This is a genomic window from Streptomyces sp. NPDC096311 (assembly GCF_044763085.1).
Lineage (GTDB): Bacteria > Actinomycetota > Actinomycetes > Streptomycetales > Streptomycetaceae > Streptomyces.
This window is the reverse complement of sequence record NZ_JBIWFN010000012.1, coordinates 82,881-103,602: the sequence shown is the minus strand read 5'-3', so window position 1 is coordinate 103,602 and position 20,722 is coordinate 82,881. Positions and strand designations below refer to the sequence as shown.

General features: G+C 70.2%; 16 protein-coding genes. 7 read left to right on the top strand and 9 right to left on the bottom strand.

Annotated features, from left to right (window positions below):
- Nucleotides 1-21: 21 nt before the first annotated feature.
- The 3 genes from ACIRA5_RS29060 to ACIRA5_RS29050 all read right to left on the bottom strand — a co-directional run bounded on the left by ACIRA5_RS29060 (nt 22) and on the right by ACIRA5_RS29050 (nt 2,263).
- On the bottom strand, nt 22-807 hold the full coding sequence (locus ACIRA5_RS29060; RefSeq protein WP_403695357.1) for an anti-sigma factor family protein: 786 nt from the start codon (nt 805-807) through the stop codon (nt 22-24).
- A gap of 38 nt (nt 808-845) precedes the next feature.
- Nucleotides 846-1,382: a sigma-70 family RNA polymerase sigma factor gene (locus tag ACIRA5_RS29055; protein ID WP_054229655.1), complete on the bottom strand. Its 537-nt coding sequence runs from the start codon at nt 1,380-1,382 to the stop codon at nt 846-848.
- Between the two features lie 293 nt (nt 1,383-1,675).
- Nucleotides 1,676-2,263 carry a CGNR zinc finger domain-containing protein gene (locus ACIRA5_RS29050; RefSeq protein ID WP_403695355.1) on the bottom strand — a complete coding sequence of 196 codons (588 nt, stop codon included), beginning with the start codon at nt 2,261-2,263 and terminating at the stop codon, nt 1,676-1,678.
- Between the two features lie 178 nt (nt 2,264-2,441).
- On the opposite strand from ACIRA5_RS29050, the gene ACIRA5_RS29045 reads away from it, so the two are divergent.
- Complete coding sequence (locus ACIRA5_RS29045; RefSeq protein ID WP_403695352.1) at nt 2,442-2,999, top strand: DUF1772 domain-containing protein; 558 nt, start codon at nt 2,442-2,444, stop codon at nt 2,997-2,999.
- On the opposite strand, the gene ACIRA5_RS29040 is transcribed toward ACIRA5_RS29045, so the two are convergent.
- From ACIRA5_RS29040 to ACIRA5_RS29015, 6 genes are all read right to left on the bottom strand, one after another.
- Nucleotides 2,948-4,108 carry a uroporphyrinogen-III synthase gene (locus ACIRA5_RS29040; protein WP_403695350.1) on the bottom strand — a complete coding sequence of 387 codons (1,161 nt, stop codon included), beginning with the start codon at nt 4,106-4,108 and terminating at the stop codon, nt 2,948-2,950. The two genes, ACIRA5_RS29045 and ACIRA5_RS29040, sit on opposite strands and share 52 nt — an antisense overlap.
- A gap of 101 nt (nt 4,109-4,209) precedes the next feature.
- On the bottom strand, nt 4,210-5,589 hold the full coding sequence (locus ACIRA5_RS29035; RefSeq protein ID WP_403695348.1) for an MFS transporter: 1,380 nt from the start codon (nt 5,587-5,589) through the stop codon (nt 4,210-4,212).
- Between the two features lie 201 nt (nt 5,590-5,790).
- Complete coding sequence (locus ACIRA5_RS29030) at nt 5,791-7,107, bottom strand: acyltransferase (protein WP_403695346.1); 1,317 nt, start codon at nt 7,105-7,107, stop codon at nt 5,791-5,793.
- Nucleotides 7,104-9,314, bottom strand: a complete 2,211-nt coding sequence (locus ACIRA5_RS29025; protein ID WP_403695344.1) for a glycosyltransferase — start codon at nt 9,312-9,314, stop codon at nt 7,104-7,106. Before ACIRA5_RS29025 ends, ACIRA5_RS29030 begins: the two co-directional genes overlap by 4 nt.
- A complete protein-coding gene (locus ACIRA5_RS29020) occupies nt 9,314-10,141 on the bottom strand; it encodes a hypothetical protein (protein WP_403695342.1) in 828 nt (275 codons plus the stop codon). The genes ACIRA5_RS29025 and ACIRA5_RS29020 overlap by 1 nt, the downstream gene beginning before the upstream one ends.
- Nucleotides 10,142-11,807: 1,666 nt before the next feature.
- A complete protein-coding gene (locus ACIRA5_RS29015) occupies nt 11,808-12,812 on the bottom strand; it encodes a LysR family transcriptional regulator (RefSeq protein ID WP_403695340.1) in 1,005 nt (334 codons plus the stop codon).
- An 83-nt stretch (nt 12,813-12,895) separates the two neighbouring features.
- Between ACIRA5_RS29015 and ACIRA5_RS29010 the strand changes: the two genes are divergently transcribed.
- The 6 genes from ACIRA5_RS29010 to ACIRA5_RS28985 all read left to right on the top strand — a co-directional run bounded on the left by ACIRA5_RS29010 (nt 12,896) and on the right by ACIRA5_RS28985 (nt 20,715).
- Nucleotides 12,896-14,233 (top strand): MFS transporter, encoded by a 1,338-nt coding sequence (locus tag ACIRA5_RS29010; RefSeq protein ID WP_403695338.1) that lies wholly within the window; start codon nt 12,896-12,898, stop codon nt 14,231-14,233.
- Between the two features lie 120 nt (nt 14,234-14,353).
- Nucleotides 14,354-15,649: an ABC transporter substrate-binding protein gene (locus tag ACIRA5_RS29005; RefSeq protein WP_403695335.1), complete on the top strand. Its 1,296-nt coding sequence runs from the start codon at nt 14,354-14,356 to the stop codon at nt 15,647-15,649.
- On the top strand, nt 15,646-16,623 hold the full coding sequence (locus ACIRA5_RS29000; protein WP_403695332.1) for a carbohydrate ABC transporter permease: 978 nt from the start codon (nt 15,646-15,648) through the stop codon (nt 16,621-16,623). The genes ACIRA5_RS29005 and ACIRA5_RS29000 overlap by 4 nt, the downstream gene beginning before the upstream one ends.
- Nucleotides 16,620-17,441: a carbohydrate ABC transporter permease gene (locus tag ACIRA5_RS28995; protein ID WP_403695329.1), complete on the top strand. Its 822-nt coding sequence runs from the start codon at nt 16,620-16,622 to the stop codon at nt 17,439-17,441. Before ACIRA5_RS29000 ends, ACIRA5_RS28995 begins: the two co-directional genes overlap by 4 nt.
- Nucleotides 17,442-17,452: 11 nt before the next feature.
- Nucleotides 17,453-19,702: an alpha-xylosidase gene (gene yicI / locus ACIRA5_RS28990; protein ID WP_403695326.1), complete on the top strand. Its 2,250-nt coding sequence runs from the start codon at nt 17,453-17,455 to the stop codon at nt 19,700-19,702.
- Nucleotides 19,702-20,715: a LacI family DNA-binding transcriptional regulator gene (locus ACIRA5_RS28985; RefSeq protein ID WP_403695323.1), complete on the top strand. Its 1,014-nt coding sequence runs from the start codon at nt 19,702-19,704 to the stop codon at nt 20,713-20,715. Before yicI ends, ACIRA5_RS28985 begins: the two co-directional genes overlap by 1 nt.
- Nucleotides 20,716-20,722 lie beyond the last annotated feature (7 nt).

The following is a 20,722-nucleotide window of genomic DNA, read 5'->3' as shown; positions in this document are numbered from 1 at the left end:
ACGTGCGCGCCCTGAGTTCGCTCACACGTTCACCTCGACGAGCCGCTTCCCGTCGAAGGTCATGACCTCGAAGTGGTCGATCTCGTTCGGGTTGAAGGCCGCGCCGCCGTGGACGTAGAGGGGCTTCTTCGCCTCTTCCGTCTTGGCGTTCGCGATGCCGTAGCCCCAGTTCGGCACGGCCCAGGAGGTCACCGTCTCGCGCTCGCCGTTCTTGCCGACGGCGATCAGGGAGCACTTCAGCGGGCCCTTGACGTTCTTGAGCTGGAGGACGGCGTGGGTGCCCCAGTCCTTCTTCTCGATCGCGACGACGGCGTTGACCTTGGTGCCCGGGTCCGTGGCCGACTTCTTGTCCGTCATGACATCGAAGGCTGCCTTGGCCGGGCTGGTGGCCATGGCCGAGTCGGGCGACGCGGTGGTGGTGCCGCCGCCGTTGACGGCCATCACCGTCAGCGGGCCGCCGATGATCAGCGCGGCCGCGGCGGCCACGAGGTAGAGGCCGCGCCGGCGCTTGACCGCGCGTCGCTCCGACACCTCGTCGACCAGCCGTTCGGCGAGCCGTGGGCTCGGGCGGGCGGCCAGCGACTCGCCGATGGCGGGCGTGCCCTGCGAGGCGGGCAGATCCGCGAGCGCGGCGAGCATCGGTTCCATCCCGGCGAGCTCGTCGAGCTGCTGGGCGCACCATTCGCAGGTGGCGAGATGGGCCTCGAAGGCCGTCGCTTCGGCGTCGTCGAGGATTCCGAGGGCGTAGGCGCCGACGGTTTCGTGAATGTTGTCACCGGGGTTCTGTTGTCCCCGTGGTCCCTGCATGGCTCCTGGCCCGCCCGTTCCGTAACCCCCGTATGTGTTCATGCCGTCACCCCCCGCTCCTCCAGCGCCAGCTTCATCGACCGCAGGGCGTAGAACACCCGGGAGCGCACGGTGCCGCTGGGTATGCCGAGCGTCTCGGCCGCCTCATTGACCGTACGCCCTTTGAAGTACGTTTCGACCAGAACTTCCCTGTGAGCAGGGGTCAGGTCGTCCAGCGCGTCCGACAGTGTCATCAGCCACAACGCCTTGTCGATCTCGTCCTCCGCGGGGATGACCTCCAGCGGTGACGGGTCCACCTCCTGCGGCCGGGCCTGCCGGCTGCGGTGGCCGTCGATGACGATGCGCCGGGCGACCGTCACCAGCCAGGGTCGTACCGAACCGGTCGCCCGATTGAGCTGACCGGCGTTCTTCCAGGCACGGATGAGTGTTTCCTGCACAACGTCCTCGGCACGCTGCCGATCCCCCGCGACCAGCCGCAGCACGTACGCGAGCAACGGACCCGCGTGTTCCCGGTACAGCGCACGCATCAGCTCCTCGTCGGGTTCGTTCGACGAAGCCGACGCAGATGGATTCATGCGATGTCGGGCCCTTGACCTTCGTTCATCAGCCACGGCGGAATCCTTGCGCACGCCTACCTCCGGTGTCCGGGGGATCCCCCAGTCGGTCGCTCGTCCCGGAGTACGTGTCTGGGCGTGCGCATGTTCAAAGAGGTAGGACATATTTCTTGGAAGAGTTGTGAAGGATGTTTGTTGATCACCGCACGCGATCAACACATCACATAGGGGTGAAGCGAAGGCTCCGGATACTGTGACGCGTTTCATACACGGGGTTATGCGCGTCATACACGTGTATGCGCGTCATGCACGGTTCACGCGCGGGCGAGGGCCGCCCGGCGCCGATGCCGGGCCACCCGCTCCCGGTTTCCGCACACCTCGCTGGAACACCACCGTCGGCGCCGCCCCCGGGAGGTGTCGAGGTAGACGATCGGGCAGTTGTCCCCCTCGCACTGTCTGAGGCTCGCGCGCGCCACCGGGTCGGTGAGCAGTTCGAGGGCGTCGCGCGCGATGACGGCGAGCAACCCGGGGCAGCCGGGCGGGGTGTGCAGCCGGCGCCGCAGCGAGCCGTCGTCCGCGCGTACGGCCCAGGGGGCGGGCGGGGCGGCGAGCGCGACGGCGTTGACGCGGGCGAGCGCGGTGTCGGCGGGCCGCGCGTCCAGCTCACCGCGCACCAACCGGGCGACATGGCCACGTAGTTCGCGAAAGCCCACGAGCCAGGAGAGGTCGGCCGCCGCTAGCGGGGTGCCCGCGGGGACGAGCCCGGAGCGGGTGATCCAGGCGCGCAGCCGGTCCACCGAGTCGAGCCGTTCCTCGGGGTGGGTGGTCGCGAGGAGGTCCAGGCAGATCCGCCCGGAGTCGAACCTCAGCTCGTACGAGGCCGTGGCCATGCCCGATGCCATGTGCCTGTCACCGCCTTGGGGTTACCGCCGTGAGGGGTCGGTAGGGGTCGTACCCCCTACAGTGCATGGCTGCACCCGCGACCGGAAGACCTGTGCCGGTCAGGGGGTGGACGTCCGCTTATGAGACCGCGCGCCTCGGCCATGTCCGGCGCCGGACCACGCCGGTTGACTCGATGGCATGACACAGAACAGCACGGGGCGGCGTACCACCGCCGGAGGTGTCCTGGGTGCGGCCACGGTCGCGATGGGCCTGATCGCCGGGGTCTTCTACATTTTCGCCTGCGACGTCATGCCGTCACTGGCCCGCAGTGACGACCGCGTCTTCATCGAGGTCATGCAGAACATCAACGACGTGATCCAGAACCCGGTGTTCTTCCTGAGCTTCATGGGCGCGCTGGTCCTCACGGCGGTCTCCGCCTGGCAGTCGCGCAAGTCCCCCCACCGGTGGTGGGTGTTCGCCGCCCTCGCCGCGTACGCGCTGGCCTTCCTGTTCACGGTCGCCGTGAACATCCCGCTCAACAACCGCCTGGCAAACGCCGGAAACCCCGCGACGGTCGCCGACCCGGCCGCCGTACGCCAGAGGTTCGAGGACACCTGGGTCGCGTGGAACGTCGTACGGGCCCTGCTGTCGACGCTCGCCCTGGCCTGCCTCACCCGCGCCCTGCTCCTGTACCGCCACCGCACCTACACGTCGGCGTACTTGGAGTCGGCGGCCGGGTCGAGCGCGAGCCGGTAGCCGCGCTTGACGACGGTCTGGATGAGCTTGGGCGCGCCGAGTGCCGTACGCAGCCGGGCCATGGCCGTCTCGACGGCGTGCTCGTCCCGCCCGGCGCCCGGCAGCGCCCGCAGCAGTTCGGCCCGGGCGACCACCCAGCCGGGGCGGCGGGACAGGGTCCGCAGCAGCGACATCCCGGCGGGCGGTACGGGCCGCAGCGCTCCGTCGACCATCACGGCGTGACCGCGGATCTCTACGCGGTGGCCGGCGATGGGCAACGTACGGGCCCGGCCGGGGAGTTCCTGGCAGAGCAGCTGGACGAGGGGGCCGAGCCGGAAGCGCTCGGGCTGGACGGTGTCGATGCCGTGCGCCTGCAGAGGGAGCGCGGTGACGGGGCCGACGCAGGCGGGCAGGACGTCGTGGTGGAGGGCGGCGAGGAGTTCGGACAGCAGGCCGCGGTCCTCGGCCCTGGACAGCAGGGAAGCGGCGGCGGGCGCGCTGGTGAAGGTGAGCGCGTCCAGGCCCCGGGTGACGGTCGCGTCGAGGAGCCGGTCGACGGGCCCGATGTCCTCCGGCGGCATCCACCGGTAGACGGGGACCCCCACGACCTCGGCTCCGGCGGCCCGCAGCGACTCCACGAACCCGGGCAGCGGCTCGCCGTGCAGCTGTACGGCGATACGGCGGCCCTCGACGCCCTCCTCCAGGAGCCGGTCGAGCACCTCGGCCATGGACTCGGAGGAGGGCGACCACTCCTCGGTCAGTCCCTGGGCCCGTACGGCGCCCTTCACCTTGGGGCCGCGCGCGAGCAGTTCGACCCCGCGCAGCCGACCGAGCAGGGCCTCGCCGAGCCCCCACCCGTCGGCGGCCTCGATCCAGCCGCGGAAGCCGATCGCGGTGGTGGCGACCACGATGTCGGGCGCCTGGTCGATCAGCTCCTTGGTGGCGGCGAGGAGTTCGCTGTCGTCGGCGAGCGGCACGATGCGCAGGGCGGGCGCGTGCTGGACGACGGCGCCGCGTCGCTGGAGCAAAGCCCCGAGTTCGTCGGCCCGACGCGCGGCCGTCACGCCCACGGTGAACCCCGCGAGGGGGCCGCTGTCCTGCCCGGCCGGTCGCTGCTGTTCGTCGTCCATGGCTCTCGTCTCGCGCTGGGGGTCTATGTGCGGTCACCGCTGACCGAGCCTGTCAACACCCCGTGACAGGCTCGGTTCACCTTGATGTCACCCGTGTTACGTCAGACCTCGACGTAGCTGAGCTGCGGCTTCGCCTCTGCGGCAGTGGCCGTACGGGTCTGGGTGGCGGGGCCGCGAAGGTATACGGCCCAGGTCACCAGGAAGCACAGCGCGTAGAAGGCGAGGAAGGCGACGAAGGCGCCGGTGCCCGAGCCGTAGGACAGGAAGGACTGCCGGAAGGCGAGGTTGATGCCGACGCCGCCGAGCGCGCCCACCGCGCCGATGAGGCCCATGGAGGCGCCGGACAGCCGCCGCCCGTAGGAGGCCGCCGCCTCCCCTTCCAGTCCCTTGGCGACGGCCTTGGCCTGGAAGATGCCCGGGATCATCTTGTACGTCGAGCCGTTGCCGAGCCCGGTGAGCACGAACAGCGCGATGAACGCGATCGTGAACAGGGGAAGCGACTTCTGGGTGGAGGCGACGACGATGACACCGGTCGCGCCGGCCATGGCGACGAAGTTCCACAGCGTGATGCGCGCGCCGCCGTAGCGGTCGGCGAGCCAGCCGCCCACGGGCCGGATCAGCGAGCCGAGCAGCGGGCCGATGAAGGTGACGTAGGCCGCCTGCAGCGGGGTGCGGCCGAACTGGTTCTGGAGCACCTGCCCGAAGGCGAAGCTGTAGCCGATGAACGACCCGAAGGTGCCGATGTAGAGGAAGGACATGATCCAGGTGTGGGCGTCCTTCGCGGCGTCCCTGGCGGCGCCGGTGTCGTTCTTCACGGACGCGATGTTGTCCATGGAGACGGCGGCGAGCACGGCGGCTACGACGATCAGCGGAATGTAGATCCCCAGCAGGACCCTCGGTCCGCCGTTCGCGCCGATGATCGCGAGCGCCACGAGCTGGATGACGGGAACGCCGATGTTTCCGCCGCCCGCGTTGAGACCGAGCGCCCAGCCCTTCTTCCTCAACGGGAAGAAGGCGTTGATGTTGGTCATGCTGGAGGCGAAGTTGCCGCCGCCGATGCCGGCGAGCAGACCGACCAGCAGGAAGGTGTCGAACGAGGTCCCCGGCTTCATCACCGCGAACGCGGCGACGCTCGGGACGAGCAGCAGGCTCGCCGAGACGATGGTCCAGTTCCGGCCGCCGAAGATCGCCACCGCGAAGGTGTACGGCACCCGCACCACGGCTCCGACGAGCGTCACCATCGAGGTGAGCATGAACTTGTCGGCCGGGGTGAGCCCGTACTCGGGGCCCATGAAGAGCACCATCACCGACCACATGGTCCAGATCGAGAACCCGATGTGCTCGGAGAGCACGGAGAAGAGCAGATTCCGCCGGGCGACCTTCTCACCCGTCTCTTTCCAGAAGGTCTCGTCCTCCGGGTCCCACTTCTGGATCCAGCGGCCTCCCCTGCTCGGTGCGGGGGCTGTACTAGGGGCTGTCATGACGCCTCCACGGTTCTCCGGTGCGGTGCCCAGGTGTCGTACAACGACTGACTGAGTCCCGAAGGTAGGGAGGACGCGTTTCGAGGCTGTGGCTGTGAGTGACCGGAAAGGAACGTTGCTCTCACGAGAGCGAGGGGGCGACGGTGAGGACGTCCCGGGTGCCGTCGCCCCCTGCCCGTGTCCAGACCCGGTGAATTCCCGCTAGACCCGGTGGCTTCCCCGCGAGGCGCCCTTCTTCCTCTGCGCGCCGTCGGGCCACAGCCTCGGGCTGCGCTTGGCGGCGATGTCCTCGATCCAGCCGAAGGCCAGGATCGTCAGGCCGATGAGGGGCCAGACCAGGAGGAACATCCACACCATGTACGAGGAGTCGAGCGCGGCCACCGCGCTGTCGCTCTGCATGAACGGGAGGTTGTAGGCCTGGTCGATGATCGGGACCGTGGCCATGATCAGCATGTTGTGCCAGAGGTAGATCGTGACGGCCCGGTTGTTGGACAGGGTGATCAGCTTGTCCCAGCGGGCCAGCCGACCGGGGAGTTCCTGCCAGGACGGGGAGTACTGGAGCAGGATGACGACGAAGCCGAAGGACCAGGCCGCCTGGGCGAGGGGGATGTCGTTCAGGTCCCAGCCGTCGGGGCCCAGGTGTCCCGAGGCCCACCACAGGCCGAAGGCCATGAGCAGGGCCGAGCAGGAGATCGCCAGATAGCGGGGGACCCGTTGCAGAACGCCCTCGTGGTGGGCGAAGCCCAGGACCCAGCAGCCGCCGTAGACCGTGAAGTCGGAGAGCGCGTTGCCCGTCTCGCCGGGAATGGTGACCAGGCCGGTGCCGAGGACCGCCGTCAGGGCGAGGGGTGCCAGCAGCGTCGCCCAGGGCACCCTGCGGAAGGCCCACAGCAGCAGGGGCGAGGCGATCACGAACCACAGATAGGCGCGCAGGTACCAGAGCGGGCCCGCCGCCTGGACCGCCCAGGTGTCCTCCAGCAGGCCGGACTTGGAGCCGACGTGCCAGGGGAAGGGCGGGGCGCCGATCGGAATGACGTAGTCGATCAGCTTGACGAGGCCCCAGGTGCCGCCGTTGTCCGGGTCCTTCAGCACGTTCCAGCCGCCCGCGAACATCAGTGCGAGCGCCACCGCGCCGAACGCCCACAGGGGCGGCAGGAGGCGGCGGACACGGCCGCGGATCACACCGAGGGGCGGGCGGCTGAGCGAGCGGGCCATCAGCGAGCCGGCCAGCGCGAACATCACGCCCATGGAGGGGAAGAGGACCGTCAGCCACGCCCAGCCGAAGAGGTGGTAGACGACCACACGGACCAGGGCGATCGAACGCAGCAGGTCCAGGTAACGGTCACGGCCGGGCTTCTTGGGCGCGGGAGCGGACTGCGCGGCCGGTCCCGGGGCTGATCCCGGGGTGGGTGTCGGCGCGAATGTCGGCGCGGGTGTCGGCGATGGTGCCGGTTCGGGGTGGATCCGGGCCGATCCCAGCGGCGGTGTCGCACCCGCCGTGTACTCGTGCGTGGTCATGCGACCGGCCTCCGATCGTTCCCGCTCTGTGCCGTCCGCTGCCGCGGGATCGATCCCGGTGCCTCCACGACGCCCGTGCGCCGCAGCTTCTGCCAGCGCAGCCGGCCTCCGGTGAGCGCGGTGATCCAGGACTGGAGGAGGACCATGTACATCAACTGCCTGTAGAGAATCTGCTGGAGCGGGAGCGAGACGAGATACCTCATGCGCTCGCGGTCCAGCCGGAAGGCGTACGCCGCGCAGGCCGCCTGGACGGCAAGGACGCCCAGCCACGCGAGGACCGTCTTCTGCGTCGGGCCGAAGACGAGCCCGTACAGCAGGAAGACGTCGATCAGCGGAGCCAGCAGCGGGGCCAGGACCATGAACAGCGAGACCAGCGGCAGGCCCACCCGGCCGAAGCGGCCCGACGGGCCCCGTTCGACGAGCGCTCTGCGGTGCTTCCAGATCGCCTGCATCGTGCCGTACGACCAGCGGTAGCGCTGGGACCAGAGCTGCTGGACGGACTCCGGCGCCTCCGTCCACGCGCGTGCCTTCTCCGCGTAGACGACCCGCCAGCCGTCGCGGTGCAGGGCCATCGTGATGTCGGTGTCCTCGGCGAGTGTGTCGTCGCTCATGCCGCCGACCCGCTCCAGCGCGGAGCGGCGGAAGGCGCCGACCGCGCCGGGGATGGTCGGCATGCAGCCGAGGATGTCGTACATCCGGCGGTCGAGGTTGAAGCCCATCACGTACTCGATGTGCTGCCAGGCCCCGATGAGGGAGTCGCGGTTGCCGACCTTGGCGTTGCCCGCGACCGCGCCGACGCTCGGGTCGGCGAACGGCTGGACGAGTTCGCGGACGGTGGCCGGTTCGAAGACCGTGTCGCCGTCCATCATCACGACGATGTCGTGACGGGCGTTGGCCAGGCCCCGGTTGAGAGCCGCGGGCTTGCCCGCGTTGTGCTGGCGCACGACACGGACGTTCGGCAGCAGCAGGTCCTCGACGATCCGCGCCGTGCCGTCACTCGAACCGTCGTCGACGACCAGCACTTCGACGGGGTGTTCGCTCGCCATCAGGGAACGGACCGTGTTCTCTATGCACTTGGCCTCGTTGTACGCCGGCACGAGCACCGACACCGGTTCGGTGACCGGCGCCGGACCCCAGCGGAAGTCCGTGCGACGCACCCGGCGGGCGTGCAGGGCGGACAACAGGAGCATCATGCCGAAGCGGGTGAAGACGAGCACGCCGATGATCGCGATGCCGACGACCAGGACGTCGGTGACGTCGTCGGAGGCGCGCACCAGGTAGACCCAGGCCTTGCCCTTCCACAGTTCGAGGCCGGTGACCTGGGTGTGCGCGCTGGGTGCGTCGAGGGCCTCGGTGAGGTTCTGGAACCGGTACCCGCGCTCCTGAAGCTCCGGCAGGAACCTGTCCAGCGCCTGCACGGTCTGGTGGCGGTCGCCGCCGGAGTCGTGCATCAGGACGATCGCGCCCTTGCCGCCCTTGGGCGTGGCGTTGCGGATGATCCGGTCGACGCCCGGCTTCTGCCAGTCCTCGCTGTCGGTGTTGTTGACGACGGTGATGTAACCGCGCGTCCCGATGTACTCCGTCACCGGCCACGACTTGTTGTCCATGGCGTCCGCGAAGGACGAGTACGGCGGCCGGAAGAGCGAGGTGCGGATGCCCGCCGCCCCGGCCAGCGCCAGCTGGTTCTGGGAGAGCTCCCAGTCGATGCGCTTCGTGGACTGGAAGGAGAGGTCGGGGTGGTTGAAGGTGTGCAGGCCGACCTCGTGGCCCTCCGCGACCATGCGCTTCACGAGCTCCGGATAGCGCGAGGTCATGGTGCCGGTGACGAAGAAGACGGCGTGGGCGTGGTGCTTCTTCAGGACGTCGAGAACCTTGGGTGTCCACGTGGGGTCCGGGCCGTCGTCGAAGGTGAGGACGAGCCGGTGGTCGGGGACGGTCAGGCTGTTCGTGCGGCCACCGCGGGTGTCGATGACCGGGCCGCCGTCGAGGATCTTGTCCGGCACCTTGTCGGTGGCGGCCTCGGGCTGGATGCGGTGGTCGGCGAGGATCTCGCTGTGCACATAGCCGCGCAGCATCAGCATCGCCAGCATGGCGATGAGGAGCAGCGAGGGCAGCAGCCAGCGCATGGGCAGCCGTCGGCGCCGGACATCGGGTGCCGGACGCCGCGCACGGGGAGCGGGCCCGTGCGCGTTGGGGCGGGATGCCATCAGAGGATGTTCTCCAGGTTCTGCGGGGTCGCCGGGCTCACCGGGTTCTCCGGGGACGAGGAGTTGGTGATGCCGGGCTCGGAGGCGATGGGGCCCGGTTCTACGGGGCTGTCGGCGACCGTGCCGGTGCCGTCGGCGCCGACCGTGCTCTCCGAGGGGCTCGGCGAGGCGGCGCCGTCCTCGGAGGGGCTGGGGTCGGGCGAGTCGGACACCGGGAGGGACGGCGGGGTGACGGGGTCCTTGGTGGTGCTGGTGCTCGGTTTCGGCCTGGTGGTGGCGGACGTCGAGGGCTTCGGATCCGCGGACGTGCCCGGGTCGGTGGCGCTCACGGAGGCGCCCGGTGTCGGGCTGACGCCCGGTGCGGGGGCCGTACCGTCGCTCGCCGAGGCGCTCGCGCCGGGCGCGGCGCCGCTCGCACCGGACGGCGACACCGAATCGGTGGGCAGCGGCGAGGTGTCGACCTTCCCGGCCGGCGTGTCGTCCTGCTGGCCCGGTACCGGCAGCCAGGGCGCGTTGGAGTTGCCGGACAGGAGGGTGGCGACGATGACGACGGCGTACACCGCGCAGGCGATGCCGACGAGGATGCCGAGCCGGCGGAACCTGCGGCTGCGGCGGCCGGACTCGTCCACGAACACCGGGCCGTCCGAGCCGTCCTGGACGCCCGGAGCGTCCTTGGCCTGCTGAACCAGCCAGTCCTCCGTCTTCCGCCGTCCGACTCCGTCGAGTTGAACCGTCACCTCGTGCGGATCGTGGGTGTGTCCCGGCTCACCGGACTGCTCCCAGGACGCGGCAGCGGACCCACCGGTCGTGTCGGCCCCACGGCCCACGATCGCCCGACCGTCCCCATGGCCCCGACCGAGCGTGTCCGCCCTGCGCTCCACAACCGGCCAGCCGCCCCCCTGGGGTCGGCTGGGCGTGTCGGACCCACCGGGCGTGTCGAATCGGCTGGGCGTATCGGAACGGCTGGACATGTCGGAACGGCTGGGCGTATCGGAACGGCTGGGCGTGTCGGGTCGACCCAGGGTGTCAGGTCGGCCGAAGGCGTCGGGGCGACCGAGGGTGTCAGGTCGACCGAGGAAGTCGGGGCGCCTGCGCGCGTCCGGCCAGCCGCCCGTGGCCGGCCGATCGTCCTTGCCGACGCGTCGATCGGCTCCGGCACGGTCGCGCGGACCGGCGGGCTGATCAGGCGCCTCGGCGCGCTGATCCGTCCTGGCGCGGTCACGTGGACCGGCGGGCTGGTCGGGTACTCCGGCGAGTCGATCCGGTGCGATGCGGTCACGCGGACCGGCGAGTTGATCTGGCGCCTCGGCGCGCCGATCCGCCCCGGCACGGTCACGCGGACCGCCAGGCTGGTCGGGTACTCCGGCGCGCTGATCCGATGCACTGCGGTCACGCGGACCGGCGGGCTGGTCGGGCGCCCCGGCGCGCCGATCCGCCCCGGCACGGTCGCGCGGACCGGCGGGCTGGTTGGGCACCCCGGCAAGGTCGTCCGGTCCAGCGGTCCGGTCGGGCACCCCGGTCGCGGCGTCCGATCCGACCGCCACGTCGGCAACCCCGGCACGACGGTTCAACCCAGCACGGCCCACCGCCCCGGCCCGGCCGGCCACCCCGGCCCCCAGGGCAGCCTCTTCTCCCCGGTCCACTCCAGTACGGTCACGCGGCCCGGCAGGCTGACCGGGCACCCCGGCAAGGTCGTCCGGTCCGGCCGCCCGGTCGACAACCCCTGCACGACGGTCCGACCCAGCACGGCGGACCGCCCCGGCCTGCAGGTCCGCGTCGTCTCCATGGTTCGCCTCGTCGTGGCGCTCCGCGCCGAGGCCGTCGGCGCCCGCGTCGTCGTCCGCGCGCACCCGACCGTCCACATCGAACCGTCGCTCAACGCCGCCCCGACCACCGGCACCGGACGATCTGCCCGCACCGGACAACCCCTCAGAACCGGACGAACGGCCCGCGCCCGGCAACCGGCCCGCGCCGAACGCACCCTCTGCGCCCGATCCACGTTCCGCGCCCGATCCACGTTCCGCGCCCGATCCACGTTCCGCGCCAGTTCCCGTACCGGCGCCCGGTCGGCCTTCGCCGCCAGCTCCAGGCTCTCTTTCGACACCGCGTTCGACATCGGTGTCGGATTCCGCTTCCGCGGCGAGCCGCACGGCGGCGGCGCCCGCGATCTGGGGCCACGTCGACGTCGCACGGGCGGCCTCGGGCCACACCACCGACTCTCCGGATCCCGTCGGCGCGGTCGGCGCAGCCGACTCCCCGCCCCCACGCCCGTCCGCCTGATCGATATCTCGGCGATCAGGTTGGGCGTCTTCTCGCCACTTCTCCACGCGCACGCACATCCCCCCAGGGACAGGTTTCGGGTGCGCGCACGACTCCGGGCATTACGTACATGTCGTTCGGAACGAGCCCCCACCCGTCCCGAGCGCCCCCCTATTACCACACTGCACCCGGACCATGAATGTAGCGCATGGGGAAGACCCGTGTGCTTATGTGTCAATCCTGTCTCCCCATCACCAGCTCATCACTGGCCGGAATCCAACCGTCCGCGGGGCGCCGCAGCCACCCTTCCTCGGCAGCCAGCTCGCCGGCCGCTCGTCGAAGGGCATCGATCCCGGGGTGCACCAGCCCCTTTCGCCACACCAGTGACACGGGTGACAACGGAACAGGCCCAACGAGAGGTTTCCGCACGGTTTCAGACATGGCCGGAAAATCGACCACAGCAAGGACAGGATTCCGCTTCTTGGCCATGACCCGCCGGAACTCATCGGCTCCGACGGCCACCGGCGCGGGTGGCGCCAGCGCGATACCGCGTCCCTCGAAAAGGTGAAGCGCCAAGTCGGTCCATTCCCGCGTCCGCGGGTTCCCCGCCCCGGCGTACACGGTCTCGCCCGCGAGCGCGTCGAGCGGCACCGCGTCCAGGCCGGCGAGGTGATGGTCCTCGGGCAGCACGACGGCCATCGGCTCGTACCGTACGGGCTGCTGTTCGAGCCGCGCCCGGACCGCCGGATCGAGGCCCGCGAACCGTCCGAACGACGCGTCCAGGCGGCCCGCGAGGATCTCCCCCGCCGCGCCGGTCAGCCCGCTCTCGAAGCGGGCCATCAGCTCGCAGTCGGGCGCGAGCGCACGGGCCCGGTCCAGGACGCGGCCGGAGACGAGGCCCGGGGAGTTGACGTCGACGAGCAGCGGCCGCTCCGGTCCGTCCCCCGCGAACGCGGACAGCAGCGCGTCCTGCGCCTCCAGCACCCGCCGCGCGTACGGCACCAGCCGCTCACCGTCGGCGGTCAGCGTCACCTGCCGGGTCGTGCGCACGAACAGCTCCGCCCCGAGTTCGCGCTCCAGTCGCCGGATGTCGCGACTGAGGGCCTGTTGGGCGACGTACAGCCGGGCGGCGGCCCGCGTGAAGTGCAACTCCTCGGCGACGACGAGGAACCCGCGTAGGAGTCGGGGGTCGAGAGAGCGGTGAGGGAGGCTAGGAGAGCGGTCGGCAGGGGCGGGCATCACGCGAACTTACAACGCAGGTGCGTCAATGGCCGCGGAGTAGGTGTTGGACGCTCCACCCCGCGCCCGGCGACGGTTGGCCCATGCCGCAACAGCCCTCCGAGCACGCGTCCCTGCCCCTGCTCACCGCCACCGGCGACAGCCTGGTGATCGCCGACTTCCGGCCCCGCCGTCAGAAGGCCCCGCCCCGCCGGACAACCCCCTACCGCCGCCTCTTCACCATCCCCGGCACCCGCGCCTTCACCGTCGGAAACCTGCTCGCCCGGCTCCCCATGGGGATGTTCAGCGTCAGCGCGGTGATCATGATCGCGGGCTCGCGCGGCTCGTACGCCCTCGCCGGCGCCGTGACGGCGACCGGTCTCGCGGCGACCGCGCTGGTCGCCCCCTGGACCGCACGGCTCGTCGACCGCCACGGTCAGGCCCGGATCGCGGTGCCGGCCACCGCCTTCGCCCTGCTGGGAAGCGTCGCGCTGCTGCTGTGCGTGCGTTTCGGGGCGCCGGACTGGACCCTGTTCGCCGCGTACGCCGCCACGGCCACCACCCCCAACACGGGCGGCATGTCACGCGCCCGCTGGGCCCACCTCCTGCGGGACGACCCGGCCGCCGCGCACACCGCGAACTCCTTCGAACAGGCCGCGGACGAGCTGTGTTTCATGCTGGGCCCGGTGTGCGCGGCCTTCCTGTGCGGGACGTTCTTCCCGGAGGCGGGCACGCTGGTGGCCGGCGTGCTGATGATGACCGGTGTGCTGATCTTCGCCGCCCAGCGTTCGACGGAGCCGCCGCCCCAGCCCCGTACGCCGTCCAAGTCCCCTCTCCTGGCCACCGGAATGCCGCCTCTGCTCCTCTGTTTCCTCGCCACCGGTGCCGTCTTCGGATCGATGGAGGTCGTCACGATCGCCTTCGCGGACGCACAGGGGCATCGGTCGGCGGCGGGCGCGGTGCTCGCCCTCCAGGCGGCGGGATCGTGCGTGGCGGGGCTGCTGTACGGGGCGCGGAAGCCGACCGGTCCGGCCGAGCGGCGCCATCCGTGGTGTCTCGCCGCCATGACGGCCCTCATGGCCCTCCCCCTGCTCGCGGCCTCCCTGACCGCCTCGCTCCCGGCGCTCGCGGGCGCACTGCTGCTCGCCGGGGCCGCGACCGCGCCGACCATGGTCACCGGCATGGCCCTCGTCCAGGGGCGCACTCCCGAGGGCCGGTTGAACGAGGGCATGACCCTCGCGGTGACGGGCCTGCTCGGCGGCATCGCCTGCGGCTCGGCGACCGGCGGCTGGATGGTCGAACACGTCTCGGCGACGGCGGGGTTCGGGGTGCCGGTCGCGGCGGCGGGAAGCGCGCTCGCGATCTCCCTCACGATCCCCCTGGTGTCCGACCCGCCGAACCGCCGCCAGTCCCTCGGCCCCAATTCCGACGCACCCCATTGACGCGCCCGGGACCCCCACATACCTTCCCCCGTCGAAGCGCTTCGACGTCACGCATCGAAACGATTCGACGAACGCTGCGTGACGGTCCCGAAACCCATCCAACTCCCCCGGAGGCAATGGATGTTGACGACACGAAGGCGTGCGGTGGCGACGGCGGCGGTGGCCCTGGCGGGCTCCCTGCTGCTGGCGTCCTGCGGCAGCTCGGACAGCGGTTCCTCGGACGGCAAGACACTGAAGCTGTGGCACTACGAAGCGCCGGACAGCGCCATGGGCGTGGCCTGGAACGAGGCCATCAAGGAGTTCGAGGCAAAGCATCCCGGCGTCAAGGTGAAGTTCGAGGAGAAGGGCTTCGAGCAGATCCAGAAGACGGCCCCGATGGTCCTCAACTCGAACGACGCGCCCGACCTCATGGAGTACAACAAGGGCAACGCAACGGCCGGGCTGCTCTCCAAGCAGGGGCTTCTCACCGATCTGACCGCCGAGGCGACCAAGCGCGGCTGGGACAAGAAGCTCAGCGCGGGTGTGCGCACCACCAGCCAGTACGACACCAACGGGGTCATGGGCTCCGGCAAGTGGTACGGCGTGCCCAACTACGCCGAGTACACGATGGTGTTCTACAACAAGGACCTCTTCAAGAAGTACGGCATCGCCGAGCCCACCACCCTCGACCAGCTCACCGCCGCCATGGACACGTTCGTGTCGAAGGGCATCACCCCGCTGGCGAACGCGGGCGCCGAGTACGTCGCCCAGCAGTACCTGTACCAGCTCGCCCTCTCCCAGGCCGACCGCTCCTGGGTCGACAAGTACGAGCTCTACAAGGGCAAGACGGACTTCCACGACGCCGCCTGGACGTACGCCGCAACGACCTTCGCCGACTGGGTGAAGAAGGGCTACATCAGCAAGAAGTCCACCTCGCTCAAGGCTGAGGACGCGGGCGTCTCCTTCATCCAGGGCAAGAGCCCGATCCTGTTCAGCGGCAGCTGGTGGTACGGGCGCTTCCAGACGGAGAACAAGTTCGACTGGGGCACCTTCCTCTGGCCCGGCAGCAACCTCACCCTCGGCTCCGGCGGCAACCTCTGGGTCGTCCCCAAGGGCGCCAAGAACAAGGACCTCGCCTACGACTTCATCGACATCACCATGTCGCAGAAGATCCAGAACCTGCTCGGCAACAAGGGCGGGGTCCCGGTGGGCGCCGACACCGCCGCCATCACCGACCCCAAGGCCAAGACCCTGATCGCCGACTTCAACACGCTCTCCGGCAAGGACGGTCTGGCCTTCTACCCGGACTGGCCGGTCGCCGGCTTCTACGACGTCCTCGTCTCCGAGACCCAGAAGCTGATCACGGGGAGCGAGAAACCGGACGCCTATCTGAGCGCGCTGCAGACGGCGTACGACAAGGGCGCGCCGAAGACATGACGGTCACCGTCGAACGGGGCGGCCGGGTCGTCCGGAGGCACCACCGGCACCACGGCCGTACGACGCGCCCGCGCCGCCCCCACTCCTCCTACGCCCTCTTCCTGCTCCCCGGCGTCCTCGCCTTCCTCGCCGTGATCGTCGTCCCGTTCCTGATGAACACCGGCGTGAGCTTCACCGACTGGCAGGGCGTCGGCTCGCCGAAGTGGTCGGGGCTCGCCAACTACCGCGAGCTGACGCACGACTCCGAGTTCTGGGCGTCCTTCCGGCACAGCTTGTTCATGGTCGTCGCCATGGCCGCCGTACCGACGGTCCTCGGGCTCGTGCTGGCCGCCGCCCTCTTCGACTTCGTCGGCAAGCACTTCGGCACGAAGATCGCCGCTGTCCTGCGCGCCTGTTTCTACCTCCCCCAGGTCCTGCCCATCGCCGTCGCCGGCATCGTCTGGAGCTGGATCCTCGCCCCCGACAACGGCTCCCTGAACGCACTTCTGAAGGCGGTGGGCCTCGGCTCGCTCCAGCGGGACTGGCTCGGCGACCCCGACTTCGCCCTCTACAGCGTCATGGGCGTGATGGTGTGGGTCCAGATCGGCTTCCCGCTGGTCGTCTTCATGGCGGGGCTGCAACGCGTCGACCCGCAGCTGTACGAGGCGGCGGAGCTGGACGGCGCGGGCTGGTGGCGCCGCTTCTGGCACATCACGCTGCCGCAGATCCGCCCGGAGATCTACGTCGTCCTCCTCTGGTGCACGATCGCCGCGCTCAAGGTGTTCGGCGCGGTGTACGTCCTCACCAAGGGCGGTCCCGGCGGCGCGACCGACGTGCCGTCCTACTTCTCCTTCGCCACCTTCTTCGAGAAGACCCAGGTCGGCTACGGCGCGGCGATCTCCACCGTGCTGACCGTGATCATCCTCGTACTCGCCCTGATCGGCCTGAAGCTCCAGACCCGCGCCGAGGACGCCGAGGAAGGACTCCGCGCATGACCGCCGTACGCCGCTATCCCGTCCTCGTGGCCCTGATCATCGCGGCCCTGTTCATGGTGCTGCCCTTCGGCATCGTCGCGATCAACGCGGTCAAGTCCCCCGCCGAGTACTCGTCGAACGGACCCCTCAGCCTGCCCCACGGCCTCTACCTCGACGGCCTCAAGGACTTCTGGCAGCGCGTCGACTACGGCCAGAAGCTGGTCAACTCGATCCTGATCTCCGGCTCGGTGGCGATCGGCGCCGCCGTGCTGTCCGTCCTGAACGCGTACGCGATCGGCATCGGCCGCATCAAGGGCCGCACCTGGGTCCTCGCCTTCTTCGTGCTGGCGAACATGCTGCCGCAGGAGGCGCTGGTCTATCCGATCTACTACCTGAGCAAGCAGGCGGGCCTCTACGACACCCGGCTCAGCGTGATCATCGTGTTCACGGTCGTCCAGGCGGCCTTCGGCACGTATCTCCTGTCCTCCGTCCTCGGGCGGTTCCCGCGCGAGATCATCGAGGCCGCCCGGATCGACGGGGCGAACCAGTGGCAGGTGCTGTGGCGGATCGTGGTCCCCGTCAGCCGCCCCACCATCGGTGTCCTCCTGGTCTTCTTCTTCATCTGGACCTGGAACGAGTTCCTGCTGCCGCTGGTCATGCTGATCTCCAACGACAACCAGACGGTGTCGGTGGCGCTCGGCGTCCTCCAGGGCCAACGCCTGATGGACGCGACCATGACCAACGCGGCGGCCCTCCTGGGCGTGCTCCCCGCGATCGTCTTCTTCCTCGTCTTCCAGCGGACACTGACCCGCGGCATCGCCGTGGGCGCGGTCAAGTAAGGGGTGTGGGCGTGAAGTTCACCGACGGCTACTGGCTGCTGCGCGAGGGCGTCACCGCGGCCCACCCGGTCGAGGTCCTCGACGTCAGCGCGTCCGACGCAACCCTCGACATCCACGCGCCGACCCAGCCCATCCGCCACCGCGGCGACCTGCTGAAGGGACCGGTCGTGACGATCAGCGCGCACGCGCCGATGCCGGACGTCATCGGCGTCACGTTCACGCACTTCCAGGGCGAGGAACCGCGCGGCCCCCGCTTCGAAGTCCACCGGAGCGAGTTCGTCCCCACCGTGGAGCACGACGACGAGCACGCGACGCTCACCGCGGGCGACCTGTCCGTCCGGGTGTCCCGCACCACCCCCTGGCACGTCGACTTCCTCGCCCACGGCCGTGTCCTCACCACCAGCGGCCCCAAGGGCATGGGCATCATGCGGGACGCGGCCGGCGCCCACTATCTGCGCGAGCAGCTGAACCTCGGGGTCGGCACCCAGGTCTACGGCCTCGGCGAGCGCTTCGGCCCGCTCGTCAAGAACGGCCAGGTCGTGGACATGTGGAACGCCGACGGCGGTACGGCGACGGAACAGGCGTACAAGAACGTGCCCTTCTATCTGACGGACGCGGGCTACGGGGTCTTCGTCGACCACCCGGGCCGTGTCTCCTTCGAGGTCGCTTCGGAAGCGGTCTCCCGGGTCCAGTTCAGCGCCGAGACACAGCAGTTGACGTACTACGTGATGTACGGGCCGAGCCCGAAGGACATCCTGCGCAAGTACACCCGGCTCACCGGCCGCCCGGCCCTCCCGCCCGCCTGGTCCTTCGGCCTGTGGCTGTCGACGTCCTTCACCACCTCCTACGACGAGGCCACCGTCACCTCGTTCATCGACGGCATGCGGGAGCGCGAACTCCCCCTCTCGGTCTTCCACTTCGACTGTTTCTGGATGCGCGAGTTCAACTGGTGCGACTTCCGGTGGGACCCGCGCGTCTTCCCCGACCCGGAAGGCATGCTGACCCGGCTGAAGGACAAGGGCCTGCACATCTGCGTGTGGATCAACCCGTACATCGCGCAGCGCTCCCCGCTCTTCGCCGAGGGCAAGGCCCTGGGCCATCTGCTCAGGAAACCCGACGGCAGTGTGTGGCAGTGGGACCTGTGGCAGCCGGGCATGGCGCTGGTCGACTTCACCAGCCCGGCCGCCCGCGACTGGTACGCCTCGAAACTGGAGGCGCTGCTCGACCAGGGCGTCGACTGCTTCAAGACCGACTTCGGCGAGCGGGTCCCCGTCGACGTGGCGTACACCGACGGCGCCGACCCGGAACGCATGCACAACTACTACACCTACCTCTACAACCGCACGGTCTTCGAAGTGCTGCGCAAGCACCGGGGCGAGGCGGAGGCCGTCGTCTTCGCGCGCTCGGCGACCGCCGGAAGCCAGCAGTTCCCGGTGCACTGGGGAGGCGACTGCGAGGCGACGTACGCGTCGATGGCGGAGTCGCTGCGCGGCGGGCTGAGTCTCGGCATGTCGGGGTTCGGGTTCTGGAGCCACGACATCGGCGGCTTCGAGGGAACACCGACACCGGCCCTCTTCAAACGGTGGATCGCCTTCGGGCTCCTCTCCTCCCACAGCCGGCTGCACGGCTCGTCCTCCTACCGGGTGCCGTGGCTGTTCGACGAGGAGGCCGTGGACGTGCTGCGGCTGTTCACCCGGCTGAAGCTCGGCCTCATGCCGTATCTGTACGAGGTCGCCCGCGCCGCCCACGCGGAGGGCGTGCCGATGATGCGGGCGATGGTCCTCGAATTCCCCGACGATCCGGGGTGCGCGCACCTGGAACGGCAGTACATGCTCGGCCCGGACATGCTGGTCGCGCCCGTCTTCAGCGACGAGGGAGACGTCTCCTACTACGTTCCGGACGGCACCTGGACCCATTTCCTCACGGGGCGCACGGTGACCGGTCCGCGCTGGGTGCGCGAGCGGCACGGCTTCAGCAGCGTGCCGCTGCTGGTGCGGCCGGGCGCGGTGATCCCGGTGGGCGCGGTGGACGACCGGCCCGACTACGTGTACGCCGACGGGGTCACGCTCAGGGCGTACGGGCTGGAGCGGGGCGCTCAGGTGACCGTGCCGGTCGGCGACGTGACCTTCACCGTCGTACGGGAAGGAGACACGCTCCGGGCGTCCTGCAGTGATCCCTCGGCACCCTGGGGGCTGGCCTCCGGGGAGCGGACCGCGCGGGCACGGGCGGGGACCGGGTTCCTCACGGTGGAGCCGGCCTGATGGTGAAGATCACCGATGTGGCGCGGCACGCGGGGGTCTCCCCCAGCACCGTCTCCTACGCCCTGAGCGGCAAGCGCCCCATCTCCGAGGAGACCCGACAGCGCATCGAGGCCAGCATCCGCGAACTGGGCTACCGCCCGCACGCCGGGGCGCGCGCCCTCGCGAGCAGCCGGTCCAACGTCCTGGCCCTGGTGGTGCCGCTGCGGGCGGGCATCCATGTGCCGGTGGTGATGCAGTTCGCGGTGTCGGTGGTGACGGCGGCGCGCAGGCACGATCACGACGTCCTGCTGCTGACGCAGGAGGAGGGCGAGGAGGGGCTGCGGAGGGTCGCGGACACCGCGCTGGTGGACGCGCTGATCGTGATGGACGTCCAGCTGCACGACCCCAGGCTGCCGCTGCTGCGCGCCCTGGACCGCCCCTCGGTCCTCATCGGGTTCCCTGCCAGGCCCGCCGGGCTGACCTGCATCGACCTGGACTTCAAGGCGGCGGGCGAGCTGTGCGTCGAGCGGCTGGCGGGGCTCGGGCACCGCGTCGTGGCGCTGGTCGGGTCGCCGCCCGAGGTGTACGTACGGGGGACGGCGTTCGCCCAGCGTGTGGTGGAGGGCTTCACCGCCGCCGCGGACCGGGGCAGGCTTGCGTCCTCCGTCCACCCCTGCGAGGCCTCGCCCGCCGCCGCCCGCCGGGTCGCCGAACAGCTCCTGCGCGAACAGCCGGCGCTCACCGGCGTCGTCGTGCACAACGAACCGGTCCTGGAACCGCTGATCGACGCCTTCGAACAGCTCGGTCTGCGCGTCCCCGTCGACCTCTCCGTCACCGCGATCTGCCCGGACGAGCTCGCCGAGAACGTCCGCGTCCCCGTCACCTCCGTCGCCATCCCGTCCACCGAGGTGGGCGCGCGGGCGGTGGATCTGCTGATGAAGAAGCTGGGCGGCACCGACGTACCCGAGGCCACGCTCCTCGCACCCCGGCTGACGGAACGCGCGAGTACCGCACCGCGCACGCTGACCCCTTGAGGAGCCG

What these genes read in the sequence shown, in the direction of transcription:
- ACIRA5_RS29060 (WP_403695357.1), bottom strand. Translation starts at nt 807, where the DNA reads ATGCAGGGACCACGGGGACAACAGAACCCCGGTGACAACATTCACGAA.
- ACIRA5_RS29055 (WP_054229655.1), bottom strand. Translation starts at nt 1,382, where the DNA reads ATGAATCCATCTGCGTCGGCTTCGTCGAACGAACCCGACGAGGAGCTG.
- ACIRA5_RS29050 (WP_403695355.1), bottom strand. Translation starts at nt 2,263, where the DNA reads ATGGCATCGGGCATGGCCACGGCCTCGTACGAGCTGAGGTTCGACTCC.
- ACIRA5_RS29045 (WP_403695352.1), top strand. Translation starts at nt 2,442, where the DNA reads ATGACACAGAACAGCACGGGGCGGCGTACCACCGCCGGAGGTGTCCTG.
- ACIRA5_RS29040 (WP_403695350.1), bottom strand. Translation starts at nt 4,108, where the DNA reads ATGGACGACGAACAGCAGCGACCGGCCGGGCAGGACAGCGGCCCCCTC.
- ACIRA5_RS29035 (WP_403695348.1), bottom strand. Translation starts at nt 5,589, where the DNA reads ATGACAGCCCCTAGTACAGCCCCCGCACCGAGCAGGGGAGGCCGCTGG.
- ACIRA5_RS29030 (WP_403695346.1), bottom strand. Translation starts at nt 7,107, where the DNA reads ATGACCACGCACGAGTACACGGCGGGTGCGACACCGCCGCTGGGATCG.
- ACIRA5_RS29025 (WP_403695344.1), bottom strand. Translation starts at nt 9,314, where the DNA reads ATGGCATCCCGCCCCAACGCGCACGGGCCCGCTCCCCGTGCGCGGCGT.
- ACIRA5_RS29015 (WP_403695340.1), bottom strand. Translation starts at nt 12,812, where the DNA reads ATGCCCGCCCCTGCCGACCGCTCTCCTAGCCTCCCTCACCGCTCTCTC.
- ACIRA5_RS29010 (WP_403695338.1), top strand. Translation starts at nt 12,896, where the DNA reads ATGCCGCAACAGCCCTCCGAGCACGCGTCCCTGCCCCTGCTCACCGCC.
- ACIRA5_RS29005 (WP_403695335.1), top strand. Translation starts at nt 14,354, where the DNA reads ATGTTGACGACACGAAGGCGTGCGGTGGCGACGGCGGCGGTGGCCCTG.
- ACIRA5_RS29000 (WP_403695332.1), top strand. Translation starts at nt 15,646, where the DNA reads ATGACGGTCACCGTCGAACGGGGCGGCCGGGTCGTCCGGAGGCACCAC.
- ACIRA5_RS28995 (WP_403695329.1), top strand. Translation starts at nt 16,620, where the DNA reads ATGACCGCCGTACGCCGCTATCCCGTCCTCGTGGCCCTGATCATCGCG.
- ACIRA5_RS28985 (WP_403695323.1), top strand. Translation starts at nt 19,702, where the DNA reads ATGGTGAAGATCACCGATGTGGCGCGGCACGCGGGGGTCTCCCCCAGC.